7 protein-coding genes are annotated in these 12,314 nt (G+C 72.6%); all 7 read right to left on the reverse strand.

Going from position 1 to position 12,314, the window contains the following annotated elements; translation table 11 throughout:
- Positions 1 to 6: 6 nt before the first annotated feature.
- Complete coding sequence (locus ACWFRU_RS30735) at positions 7 to 1,188, reverse strand: glycosyltransferase (protein ID WP_453691365.1); 1,182 nt, start codon at positions 1,186 to 1,188, stop codon at positions 7 to 9.
- Positions 1,185 to 4,016, reverse strand: coding sequence for a bifunctional glycosyltransferase/CDP-glycerol:glycerophosphate glycerophosphotransferase (locus tag ACWFRU_RS30740; protein WP_453691366.1), 2,832 nt, complete (start codon positions 4,014 to 4,016; stop codon positions 1,185 to 1,187). The genes ACWFRU_RS30735 and ACWFRU_RS30740 overlap by 4 nt, the downstream gene beginning before the upstream one ends.
- Positions 4,013 to 7,507 carry a bifunctional glycosyltransferase/CDP-glycerol:glycerophosphate glycerophosphotransferase gene (locus ACWFRU_RS30745; RefSeq protein WP_453691367.1) on the reverse strand — a complete coding sequence of 1,165 codons (3,495 nt, stop codon included), beginning with the start codon at positions 7,505 to 7,507 and terminating at the stop codon, positions 4,013 to 4,015. The genes ACWFRU_RS30740 and ACWFRU_RS30745 overlap by 4 nt, the downstream gene beginning before the upstream one ends.
- 187 nt (positions 7,508 to 7,694) lie before the next feature.
- Positions 7,695 to 8,513, reverse strand: a complete 819-nt coding sequence (locus ACWFRU_RS30750) for a TylF/MycF/NovP-related O-methyltransferase (protein ID WP_453691368.1) — start codon at positions 8,511 to 8,513, stop codon at positions 7,695 to 7,697.
- Between the two features lie 55 nt (positions 8,514 to 8,568).
- Positions 8,569 to 9,309 (reverse strand): class I SAM-dependent methyltransferase, encoded by a 741-nt coding sequence (locus tag ACWFRU_RS30755; protein ID WP_453691369.1) that lies wholly within the window; start codon positions 9,307 to 9,309, stop codon positions 8,569 to 8,571.
- A gap of 52 nt (positions 9,310 to 9,361) precedes the next feature.
- Positions 9,362 to 10,525: an acyltransferase family protein gene (locus tag ACWFRU_RS30760; RefSeq protein WP_453691370.1), complete on the reverse strand. Its 1,164-nt coding sequence runs from the start codon at positions 10,523 to 10,525 to the stop codon at positions 9,362 to 9,364.
- The gene (locus tag ACWFRU_RS30765) at positions 10,522 to 12,264 is read right to left on the reverse strand and encodes a hypothetical protein (RefSeq protein WP_453691371.1); all 1,743 of its coding nucleotides are present in this window, start codon (positions 12,262 to 12,264) and stop codon (positions 10,522 to 10,524) included. The genes ACWFRU_RS30760 and ACWFRU_RS30765 overlap by 4 nt, the downstream gene beginning before the upstream one ends.
- Positions 12,265 to 12,314 lie beyond the last annotated feature (50 nt).

The raw sequence follows: 12,314 nt of genomic DNA on the forward strand, positions 1-12,314 counted from the left end.
CGGGCGTCAGCGCTCAAGGAGCTCGAACAGCTCCTCCCAGCGCTCTAGCACCCGCGCCTCGGAGAACCGCTGCACGTTCCTGCGGGCCCGCTCCCCCATCGCGTCCCGCAGCCGCGGGTTGCCGGTGAGGCGCAGGAGGCGGTCGGCGAGGGCCTCGATGTCACCGGCGGGGGCGAGCAGGCCGTCCTCGCCGTGGCGCACGATCTCGCGGACGCCGGGCGCGCAGTCGAAGGCCGCGCACGGCACCGCGCTGGCCATCGCCTCCATCAGGGCCAGCGGGAAACCCTCGCCGCGGGACGACTGCACGAAGAGGGAGCTCTCGGCGAGCACGCCGGGCACGTCGCTGGTGCGGCCGCGCCACTGGACCGAACCGTCGAGGCCCAGGCGCGTGCACTGCCGTCTGAGGTCGGCCTCGTCCGCCCCGGCGCCGTAGATCCGCAGCGTCCAGTCGGGGCGCTGCGGGGCCACGAGCGCCCAGGTGTCGACGAGCATGTCGACGCCCTTCTGGTCGGCGAGCCTGCCGATGCTGCAGACCACCTTGGCCTCGCGCCGTGAGGGCACATCGGGGAGGTGGGCCAGGGCGTTGGGCATCGCGCCGACGTTGTGCATGCCGTCGGCGATCCAGTCGTCGGCGTCCTCCTGGGTGAGCGCGAGCCAGCGGTCCACCGAGGGATAGCTGCGCTTGACCGCGCGGTAGCGGTGGCAGGCGCGGGTGTAGGCGTACGACTCGTGGCTCATGCCGATGATGCGCAGGCCCGCGGTGTCCGCCTCCCTGATCCACTCCATCGGCCAGACCTGCGTGACGATGGCGACCGCTCCGGGGCGCGCGGCGCGGAAGAGCTCCGAGAGCCGGTCGACGGTACGGCGCTTGGCGGCGACCCGGGCCGCCTCGCGGCGGCGCGCCACCACGTTGAGGCGGCCGAGGCCGCGCGCCGGGCGCGGGGTCTGCGGATGCTCGCGGTAGAGGCTGGTGACGGGGTAGCCGAGGTCGTCCGGGAGCGCCAGTTTCAGCTCGGCCTCGTGGACGCCGATGAGGTGCACACGGTGGCCGTTGCGCTGGAAGAGCCTGGCCATCTGGTGGGCCCACGCGGTGACGCCGCCGAGTTCGTCGACGGTGTTCGCCACGAGGAAGAGATCGCGGCTCTTCGGCGGGGCCACGATCCTCTTGGTCGCGATCGTCGTGGTCATGCCCCGCCCCTCTGCCGCGTGTCCCCTGACTGCTCCCCTGCCTGTTCCCCGGACCGCGCCCCGAAGAGCGCGTCCACCACGTCGGCGGCGGCCCGCCCCCGGTCGTACGCGCCGAACCGCGCGGCGAACGCCCGCCGGGGCCCGGCCCACGCGCCGTCCGCCTGCTTCAGCGTGGCGAGCACGCGCAGCAGCTCGTCCTCCGTCTCCACGACGGGTCCGCCCGCTTCGTCCCGCAGCGCGAAGTAGCTGCCGCGCTCGGCCGCGTACGCGTCGAGGTCCGGCGCGAAGTGCACCATCGGCCGGTCGAGGAGGGCGAAGTCGAACATGATCGACGAGTAGTCGGTGACCAGGACGTCGGCGAGGCAGAGCAGCTCGCTCACGTCGTGGTGCGCCGAGACGTCGATGACGGTGCCCGGCGGGCAGAGGGGCAGGTCGGCCGCCTCCGAGTAGTGGGCGCGCACCAGGAGAACATGGGTGTCGCCGAAACGGTGGGCGAACTCGCGGACGTCGAGCGTCAGTTGCACCGCCTTGTTGTTCTTGGGCAGCCCGCGGAACGTCGGGGCGTAAAGGACCACCGTCTTGTGGTCGGGGATGCCCAGTTCGCCTGCCACGGACGGCCGGGGGAAGCGGCCCGACGCCTCGTCGCGGGCGCGCGCGGCGACCAGGCGGTCGTTGCGCGGATAGCCGCAGCGCAGCAGCCGCTCCTCGGGGATGCCGTAGGCGCGGGCGAGGGTGTTCACGTCGTGTTCGGAGCGCACCAGGAAGTGGTCGAAGCGGTCCACGGCCTGCCGCAGACGTTCGCGCTGCGGGGCGTTCTGCGTCTTCAGGCGTGCCTCGTCGAAGCCCATGCGCTTGTACGCGGAGCCGTGCCAGGTCTGCAGATACGTGGTGTGGCGCGGCTTGTCCAGGGCGTGCGGGAAGCCTTGGTTGTCGATCCAGAACTCGGCGCGGGCCAGGGCCCACAGATACCGCCAGGACCAGCGGCGCACCAGGCGGGCGGAGCCGGGGTAGCCCTCGGCCGAGGTGGCGTACGCCCAGGTGCAGCGCAGCCGCAGCCCCCGGTCGACGATCTCCTGGTGGATCGCGCGCGGGCTGTCGCCGTAGCACCGGCCCATGTGGCTCTCGAAGACGACCGAGCCCTTGCTGACGGGGAGGCGCCGCAGCACCCGCCGGTAGACGCGCAGCTTGACCCCTTTGCCGCTCAGCCCGTCCCATCGCTTGCGCAGGGCGCGCAGCCGCAGCCGGAGTTTGCGCGCGGGCCGGAAGTGGGTGGCGTAGTGCAGTGTCGCGCGCAGCGTGCGGGCGGCACGGTGGCGGGGCATGAGGCGCAGCTCCACTTTGTTCGCGCCGGTGACGGTGACGCCTTGGCTCTGCCCCACGGTCTCCGGTTCGGCGACGAGTTCGGTGGTCATGTCGTGTCCCCCGGCCGCCAGTTGGAGCCGCGGCTCCCATACGCGGTCGCGGACGCCGAGGTCCCGCAGCCGGGCGGTGAGGATCACGGTGGCCCGCCAGAGGACCGCGCCGCCGTCGTAGTGCACCTCGTCCACGGGTACGCGAAAGCCGCGCCGTCCCGCGCCGTGTTCCCGTACGTCGAGGCGGGCGGTAAGCGGCGGCCGGTCGGGCGCCAGAGCGCCGGGCAGCACGACCCGGCCTTCGAGGACCGCCTTGCCCTCCTCGACGTCGCACCTGGTGAGCCGGTTGAGGAGACGCGCGTCCACCAACTCCTGGTGCTGGTGGCCTAGTTCGGTGACGTCGAGCACCTCCCGTACGCGGGGGTCGTCGAGGCCGTCCACGCGCCAGTAGACCTTTCCCTCCCGCTCGGTCAGCTCCGAGACGACGGTGCCGGGCCGCGCGAGCGCGTACGCCGCCGCGAGGACGCCGTCCGTGTCGCCGTCCGCGAGCAGCCGTACGCACACCCGCTCCACGGGGGCGAGGGCGTCCAGGGCGCGCACGTCCACGCGGCCTTGGAGGTGCGGGGCGGTCCCGTCGGCGGCCCGGCGCCGCTCGTCGGCGGTGAGCTGGGGGAACGCACGGGCGCAGGGCAGCACGTGGTCGACGAGGAAGAACCGCTCGCGCCGGTCGGCCAGGTCGAGGCGGCCCAGGCTCACCAGGAGTCCGGCGACGCGGGCGTTGGCGGTGGCCAGCGCCGGGGTCTCGCGGGCGGGGGCGGGCGGTGCGCGGTGGGTGGTGATCAGGTTCGGGACGAGGGTGATGGCGCGGGACCCGAGGGCGGCCTCGGCGCCGAAGAGGACCTCGCTGTGGTCGAGGTCCCGCGCGTACCGGAGCCGCAACCGGTCGAGGACGTCGCGGCGGACGCAGAATCCGGTGACCAGCGAGTCCCTGGCGACGAGTTCGGGGGCCTCGGAGAGGTTCTCGACCTTCCGTGTCCTGGCGTGCAGCTGTGCCTGCCAGTCCGGCCCGCGCTCCTTCTTGCCGCTGCCCGTCAGGCGCGTCCAGCGTCCCGCCACCAGGTCGGCCCCGGTGGAGCGCGCGGCGTCGAAGAGGTTGCGGCAGGCGTTCCGCTCCAGGAGTTCGCCGTCGCCGAGCACGATGACGTACCGCCCGCGTGCCGCGTCGAGCCCGAGATTCCGCGCGGCGGCCACCGGCAGCTCGCCGTCGGCACTCACGAGGCGTACCCGGTGCGGCTGGTCGGCGGCGAGTTCCCGCGCCGCGTCGCGGGCGGCGCCGTCCGTGCCGGATTCGACGACGACCGCCTCGACGTTGGCCATCGTCTGGTCGAGCACGGAACCCACCGACTGCCGCAGCGCCTCGGCGTCCGTACCGGCGACCACGACGCAGCTCACGTCGTGCAGGTCGGGCGTGCTCATGCGCGGCCTCCTTCGAGCATGGCGTCCGCCACTCCCGCTGCCGCGTTCCCGTCGTCCAGGTCGCAGAAGACCTCGCGGAATCTTTCGTACTTGTCGGCGTACGCGGCGGTGGCGGCCCGCGGGTCGCGCAGCGCGGCGATCACCTGGTCGCTCGTGGCGAGCAGCGGGCCCGGCGCCTGCGCCTCGAAGTCGAAGTAGAAGCCGCGCAGGGTGTCGCGGTAGTGGTCGAGGTCGTGGGTGTGGAAGAGCATCGGGCGCCCGGTCTGCGCGAAGTCGAACATCAGGGACGAGTAGTCCGTCACCAGGACGTCGCTGATCAGGAGCAGTTCGCTGACGTCGGGGTGGCGCGTGACGTCGCGGACGAAGTCCGAGCCGGGGACGGTGCCGCCGACGAGGTAGTGCCTGCGGACCAGGAGCACCGTGTCGTCGCCGAGCGCGCGCTCGGCGGCGTCGAGGTCGAGCCGGAGGTCGAGGGCGTAACGCCCAGCCTGCTTGGGCTGGTTCTCGCGCCAGGTCGGCGCGTACAGGACGACGCGTCTGTCCTCGGGGATGCCGAGCCGTTCGCGTACGGAGGCCGCGACCTTCGCGCGGTCGGCGGCGTGCAGCAGGTCGTTGCGCGGATAGCCGCGTTCCAGGACCTCGCCGGTGTAGCCGAAGGCGCCGCGCAGCAGAGGCGTCGAGAAGCGGTTGGGGGAGACCAGCAGGCTCCACTGGTCGGCGCGCCCCGGCAGGGTCGCCATGTAGGCGCGGTCCGCGGAGGCGTGGCCCGCGAGGTCGCGGCCGATGCGCTTGAGCGGGGTGCCGTGCCAGGTCTGCACGACGTACTGGCCCTCGGCGCGCTCGAACCATTCGGGCAGCTGGGTGTTGGTCACGATGTACCGGCAGCGGGCGAGGGCCTCATGCCACTCGGCGCTCCACAGGGCGAGCGGCGTGGCGCTCTCGGGCAGCGCCACCTGCTGGTCGCGGACCACCCACAGGTGCTCCAACTCGGCTCCTCTGGCGACCAGTTCCTCGTGCACGGCGCGGGGCGAGTCGGAGTACTGCCGTCCGTCGAAGCTGCAGTACAGGACGGCGTCGCGCAGCGGTCCGCCGCGCCGGGCCGCGTACTCCTCGCGCAGCCCCCGCTGGCGCGGGCCGCCCCGGTCGGCCACGGGCAGCGCGGAGCCCGAGCGCAGGTGGAGACCGTCGTGCGCGTGGCGCTGCAGGGTGATCTCGCGGCCGGACCTGGTGCGTACGAGGGGCAGTTCGCGGCCCTTGCCCGGGGCCACGCACACCGCGGTGTACTGCTCGGGGTCGCTCTCGCCCGGCGCGCGCAGGAAGAGGTTCCAGCGTCCTTCGGCGAGCGGCAGGGTTCCTCCGGGTCCTGGCACGGCCTCGGGTCGCAGCGCCGCGGTGAACCGCCCGCTCTCGACCCGCACCGGCACCACGGCCTCGTCGCCGTGGCCGCCGTGCACGAGGACCAGTTCCGCGGCGGGGGTCTGCGCGTCGGGGTGGCTGCCCTCGACGATCAGTTCGTCCTCCCAGGTCACGGTGTCCGCGAGCGGCCGCACGGTCTGGTCGCGCAGCTCCAGGTTCCCCGACGCGTTGGCGAGGACGAGGAGTTCACGCCCCGGGAGGAGGCCGTACCGCCCGGCCGGCACGTCGGGGCAGGCGGCGAGCGGTGTGCGGTCGCCGCCCTCGCGGAGCACCGAGACGCCCCACGGGTCGGCCTTGCGCGGCTCGCCGGTGCGTTCGTCCTCACCGGCGTGGAAGAGGCCGAGCGGCACATCGGCGCTGAAGTCGCGGCCGTTCGCCAGGACGGGGACGTCGTGCCTCTCCTTGGTGGCCCAGTTCTCCACCCGCAGGGCGTCGGCGCCCCGCGTCTCCCCCGGCGCGAGCCGCCCGTGCAGCCGGACGGTGCCGCCGCAGCCCTCGTGCGTGACGAGCCGCGCCGCCACCCGTTCCGTGCGCAGCCTCAGCCGCCCCTTGCTGAGGGTGACGGCCACCCGCAGGAACTCCTCCAGATACCGCACGGGAAGCCGCGGCGGGCTGCTCGTCCTGACCGGCCCGGTGCGCGGCAGGAGCGCGCTGACCACGCCCATCTCCAGTTTCCAGGTGGTGCTGCGCCGCTTGGTGACGGTCCTGCGGGGGTCGATGACCGTCTCGAACCCCGACCGGTCGTAGCTGTGCAGGCCCTGCCTGGAGCGGTACGTCGCCTCGCGCGCCCGCACCGTGCGCAGCCTCAGCGGCAGGACGCGCCGCCGTCCGGCCCGCAGCCAGGCGACCCTGGCGCGCGCCCCGACCCGTCCCGCGGGCAGGTTGGGGATGTAGGCGTAGCCCTTGAGCCGCAGCCTGCCCTGTTCGTCCCAGGCGATGTGCGTGAGCTGCGCGGAGAGCGGCAGATCGGAACGTTTCAGGGCTACGGTCTCGCGCGGCAGCCCCTTGATCCCGGGGTACTCGGCCCGGCGCCCGCGCAGGCCGCGGACCCTGAAGGCGTCGGGGTTGGCCTTCTCGTACGCCATGAAGGCGAGCAGGTCGGTGACGCGGCGCCCGCGGATGAGCTGCCAGCGCACGCGCAGGGCGAGCGGCAGCGCGGCCAGGACCGCGGGGTCGACGGTGTCGGCGAAGGCGTTGGCCTGCTCCATGAAGACGTCGTGGTACGTGGAGTCGCCGTGCGGCAGGGCCTCCATGAACAGCCACAGGTCCCCGGCCAGGACCGTCGTGTCGTAGCGCCGCTTGGCCTCCGCGAGGACCTCCCCCCGCGGTGTGCCCGCCGCCTCGGCGGCCTTCGACGCGAGGAAGCCGCCGGCCGCGAGGACGGCGGCGGTGCGGTCGCGGACGGCGCGGGGCTTGGCGCGGCGGGTGGTGATGGAGCCGTCGCGGTCGCGCCAGAGGTAGACGGGCTCCTTCAGTACGTCGACGGCTTCGGCGAGGAAGTGGGCGGGGATCATCACCGGGGTGTCCTCGAAGAGGACGCCCTCCGGGAAGGTGAGGGCGTGGCGGTCCCAGAAGTCCCTGCGGAAGACCTTGTTGCAGGCGATGCGGTCGCCGAGCAAGTCCCAGTCTCGGGTGACGTGCGTGCCGGCGCGGTTGCTCGCCATCATCTTGCGGAACATCGGCGACTGCTCGCTCCGGTCGCCGGAGCGCAGCCGGTGGACGTTGCCGGTGACGAAGTCGGAGCCCGACTCCTCCAGTGCCGCCAGCATCCGCGCGTACGCGTCCCGTGGGACGACGTCGTCGCTGTCGACGAACGCCAGGTACGTGCCCCGTGCCTCGCGCACCCCCGTGTTGCGGGCCGCCCCGAGCCCCGCGTTCTCCTGCTCGACGAGCCGGAATCTGGCGTCCTCGGCGGCGAACTCGCGGGCGATGCGCGCGCTCCCGTCGGTCGACCCGTCGTTGACCATGACGACCTCGATGTCCGGCATGGTCTGCTCGGCCAGCGACCGCAGGCAGGGGGCGAGAAACTCCTCGACGTTGTAGACGGGGACGACGACGGCGAGTCGGGGTGTCATGCGCTGCGCACATTCCTTCCGGAGAGCTGACGGGCACGGCCGCGTGTCCTGCCGAGGGCCACTCGGATAACCACCACCGCCCTTCCGGGTCACCCGCACAGAGCCATTCGAGTGATCTCGCGAGAGGGCCCGGCACCCGGTGGCCGAGGCCGCCGGGCGCTGGGCCCGCTCACGTGCCGCCGCCCGGTCAGGGCTTCACGGCGATGCGTCCTTCGTCCATGCGCAGGAGCAGCAGCCGCTCGCCGGTCTTGTCCATGAACTCGTCGACCGCCTGGCGTGAGCCCTGCCAGTAGCCGTAGTCGTCGATGAGCAGGACGCCGCCGCTGACCAACCGCGAGTAGAGGTGCTCCAGTTCGTGCTTGGTGGAGGCGTACCAGTCGGTGTCCAGGCGCAGGATCGAGATCTGCTCGGGCGCCTCGCGCGGGACGGTCTCCTCGACCATGCCCTTGACGTAGTGCACGCGCTCCTTGGGGTACGGCACCTTCTCGAAACCGGACCTGACGTCGTCGAGGGAGGCGACCGCCCAGATCGGGCGGTCCTTGCCCTGGAGCTTGAGCAGTTCCTCGGCGGACTTGCCGTCGAGGCGCAGGTCCTCCTCGGTGGGCGGGGTCATGCCCTCGAAGGTGTCGAAGAGGTACAGGTCGCGCTCGGTGTCACCGGCGGCGAGCAGCGCCTTGGCGCAGGCCTGCATCGAACCTCCGCGCCACACACCGCACTCGACGATGCCGCCGGGGATGTCGTGCCGCACCACGTGCCGGGTCGCCAGGATGAAGGCGTTCAGCCGTTCGGGAGAGGTCATCGTGTACGGCTTCACCGCACGGATGATCTCCTTCGCCTCTTCGTCGTAGTCGGCGGGGAGGTTCAGGGCCTTCGGCTTCGGCTTGGGTGCCGGGGCGGGCTTCGGTGCCGGGGCGGCCGCCGCTCGCTGGGCCGGCACCGGCCTGCGGGTCAGCTGATATCCGGTCAGTTGCTTCAGTGCGCCATTCACAGCGCGTCGCCATGCCATGGGAGCGGACAGTACGCGCCAAACATCCCTGATGCCATATTTCGTCAACATGAAGTCATTTGACATCACTTGCAGACGAAACGGGCTGTTCGTCGGTCTCGCGCGGCGCCACCACCTTCGGCCTGCCGCAGTCGGCGCGGCCCTCGACGGGCTTGGGCAGCGGGACTCCGTCCACGCCGCCGATCCTGTTGGCCCACCAGTTGGTCGTGCCGCGCACGAAGGCCATGGTGAGGGCCGGGTAGTTCTTGGGGCGCTGGAACACGCCGACGGAGTCACCCCAGTAGGCGTGCTTGGCGTCGATGCTTCCGTAGGCGTGGCGGATGCCCTTCATGGGCGGGAAGTCCGTGTAGGCCTCGCGGAGTTCGAGCCGGGTGTAGGCGGCCAGGGCGCGGAACCCGTCGGGGTAGTAGCGCCAGCAGTCCTGCGCGTCGTGCACGTGGCCGCGCGAGGGCGCCGTCACGAAGGCGATGCCCTCCGGCTTCAGGACGCGGGCGATCTCCAGCATCGTCGCCCAGAAGAAGGGGATGTGCTCGAACGCCTGCCCGGAGATGACGAAGTCGGCGCTGCGGGACTTCACCGGGATGCGGTACGGCTTCGTCATCACCGCGTCGACGTTGCGTCCGTCGAGCACGTCGACGCCCACGTACTCCGTGTCGCGCCCTTCGAGCAGGGTCTTGTGGGTGCGGGTCTGCCCGTCGGAGACCCGGGCCCCGAGGTCGACCACCCGGTGGCGCTTCCCGGCGGGCATGTACTGCTTCACACAGAGTTCCATCTGTTCGTACGCGGACTGGTGCACGTCTCCTCCTACACAGGGGTCTGAACCGGGATCTTCGCGGCATCACGCGCGTTTAACGTGTACCGACACAGCTGCGCCATCTCTGCGGGGTCCGCCGGGCGCACCACTTCCTCGCCGGTTCCTCGACGTACGTGTAGAGCGCCCACGACAGCGCGATGACCGTGACGCCGACGCCGAGGAGCGTGAACACCGCGACGTTCTCCGGCTGCGGGCGGCCGTAGGTGTCGAGGATCAGCCGGTTGAGGGTCTGGTGCAGCAGATAGAAGGCGTACGACCAGAGCCCGAGCAGCACCATCGGACGCGAGCAGAGCCAGCCGCGGCGGCCGGACAGCTCGCGCTGGACGTAGGCGGCGATGAACAGGACGGCGAAGAGCGCCGCGACCGACCGCAGGGCCCAGGTGAGCTGGCCCGCCGCGTACGGACCGAACAGTTCCGCGCGGTGGCTGTGGACGGCGGCGTACGCCACGAAGCAGGCGAAGAGCACCGGCGGGCTGAGGCGCAGGCGGTGTCCCCGGCGCAGGGCCAGGGCGCAGGCCATACCCACGAAGAACTCCGGCAACCGGGTCACCGGATGCCGCATGACCCACTCGCTGGCGAAGGGCGAAAGGTGGGTGGCCGTCCACCAGTTGAGCGCCCACATCGCGACGAGACCGCCGACGGCGAGCACGGCGAGGGTCCGGGTGCGCAGGCGCAGGACGTAGCGGATCGCGAACGGGAAGAGGAGGTAGAAGAAGACCTCGACGCTGAGGGTCCAGGCGACGCCGTTGCCGGGGAACATCGGGGTGACGCCGGGGAACCACGTCTGCACCAGGAACAGCGAGGCGACGAAGCTGAGGACGTCCGTCGGCACGCCTCCCCAGAGGTAGAACACCCAGACGCAGGGGATGGTGGCGACCAGGTGGGCGGGCCAGATGCGGCCGAACCTGCGCCAGTAGAAGAGGCCGGCGCGGGCCCCGGGGCGGTGCCCCCAGGTGAGCAGGAAGCCGGAGAGCACGAAGAAGAAGTCGACGCCGGTCGCGCCGAGCCGTGAGTACGGGAAGAGCAGCGGCGCGTGGGCGACGCCGCCGTACGCGCTGAGCCCGGTGAAGTGGTGCACGAACACCGCGAAGGCGGCGAGGAAACGCATCCCGGTGAGGGAGTCGACCCGGGACTCGGGAGCGACGGGGGTGGCCGGTCCGGGGCGGGTCCTGGTCTGGCGCGGGAGAGCCGTCGTCATGCCTGTGCCCCCTCGCCCGCGCGCAGGACGGGGCCACAGCCCGCCGGGCGCATCTCGGCGACCATGGTGTCCAGGACCGGGCCCACGTGTTCGCGGAGTGCGGTGATGCGGTCCGGGTCGCGCACCGCTGCCGCCCGGACGTAGTCGCCGCCGTTGCCCTCGCGGTAGAGGGGGACGTAGCCCGCGGCGGTGAGACGGGGCTCGGTCAGGCCCGACTTGGCGGTCCAGGCGGCGTGCACGTGGAGCAGTTCGGGCCGTACCTCGTCCAGGACGTAGCGGCGCAGGGCGGCCGTGTCGCGGGCCGCGTAGGCGTCGGCCACGCGGCGGTCGGTCAGGCCCGCGACGTCCACGACCCGCAGCCGCGAGGTCAGCAGGGTGCCGCCGAGGTCGGGCAGGGCGACGGTGGCGTCGCGCAGGCCCAGGTACGAGGCGTACGCGTTGAAGGTGTGGCCGAAGCGCTCGGCGACGTAGCACATGGACAGCGTCGGGCGGTCGGTGAATTTGCCGTTCTGCGCGGCCTGTCCGGTGACCGAGAGCAGCAGGGCGCCCGCGAGCGCGCAGCCGACGAGGGCACGCGCGCGGGTCCGTTCCGCGTGCCAGACGGTGGCCGTGGCCAGCGCGAGCGCCGTCGCGGCGAGCACCCACACCGGGGTCGCGAAGCGGTACAGCGCCATCCAGTCGCGGCCGAGCACGCCGTACGCCAGGAGGGTCAGGGCCAGTGGGACGAGCAGCGCGGCCAGGGCTCCGCGGGCCGGTCCGGGGCGGGCGAGCGCGATGCCGACGCAGGCCGCGCCGGTCAGGGCGAGCGCCCAGCCGCCGTACGTCAACAGCTCGCCCGCGGAGGCGAGTTGAGCGAGCTGCGGGGTCTTCTGGGCCTTGGCAACCGCCGTGTTCGGGACCCAGAGGCCGAAGGTCGCGCGGCGCCACAGCAGGAACGCCGCGTACGGCAGGGCGAAGGTGCCGCAGCTCAGCGCCGCCGCCCGCGCGGTCCGCGCGAGGTGGCCCTTGCGCAGGAACAGCAGGGCGGTGACCGGGTAGGCCGCGGCGAGCACCGCGCCGTCCGGGCGGGTCAGCGCGGCGAGCAGGGCGATGACCCCCGCGCCCGCGGCGACGGCGGGCCGCAGCAGGGTGCCGCGCACGGCCGCCCGGACGAGCAGGGCGCCGGTCGCGGCGGCGGTCAGCGCGTACAGCGGATTCTCGAGCCCGGAGAAGGACCACGCCACGTACGACAGGTTCGCGGCGAGGACGGCGCCGGTCAGCAGCGTCACGGCCCAGGCGCGTCCCGGCAGCACGGCGCGCGCCGCCACGGCCACGCAGGCGAGGACGCCCGCCGTGCAGAGCAGCGCGAGGGCCTTGGGGTAGAGCACCAGGTCGCTGACGCCCAGGAGCGCGCCGTGGTCGAAGAGGCCGAGCCTGCGGCCGACGACGAGCAGGGCGAGCCAGGAGGGGTTGGAGTAGCCCTCGACGGGGTCGGCGCCCGGTTGCTGCACGGGGCCGAGGCCCTCGTCGATGCTGCGGGCGTAGGCGAAGGTGATGGCCGCGTCGTCCACGATCCACTGGCCGAGCGCGCTCGCACGCCAGGCGACGAGCAGGGTCGCGAGGGCGACGGCCGCGGGGTCGGCCCAGCGGTGGAGGGCCGCGGCGGTCGACGTGCGGGCCGAAGGCGGGGTTTCGGCCGGTGGTGCGGAGGGTTCCTTGGGTTCCTTGCGGCGCTGGAACTGCGCGAGGGGACTGATCATTAAGGGGCTAACTTACACATATCGCCTCAAGTCACTCTTACGTCCGCCAC

The organism is Streptomyces sp. NPDC055099 (genome assembly GCF_053607685.1).

Bases quoted from the DNA above. Each gene is read 5' to 3' on its own strand.
- ACWFRU_RS30750 (WP_453691368.1), bottom strand. From the start codon at position 8,513: ATGGCATGGCGACGCGCTGTGAATGGCGCACTGAAGCAACTGACCGGA.
- ACWFRU_RS30760 (WP_453691370.1), bottom strand. From the start codon at position 10,525: ATGACGACGGCTCTCCCGCGCCAGACCAGGACCCGCCCCGGACCGGCC.
- ACWFRU_RS30735 (WP_453691365.1), bottom strand. From the start codon at position 1,188: ATGACCACGACGATCGCGACCAAGAGGATCGTGGCCCCGCCGAAGAGC.
- ACWFRU_RS30765 (WP_453691371.1), bottom strand. From the start codon at position 12,264: ATGATCAGTCCCCTCGCGCAGTTCCAGCGCCGCAAGGAACCCAAGGAA.
- ACWFRU_RS30745 (WP_453691367.1), bottom strand. From the start codon at position 7,507: ATGACACCCCGACTCGCCGTCGTCGTCCCCGTCTACAACGTCGAGGAG.
- ACWFRU_RS30740 (WP_453691366.1), bottom strand. From the start codon at position 4,016: ATGAGCACGCCCGACCTGCACGACGTGAGCTGCGTCGTGGTCGCCGGT.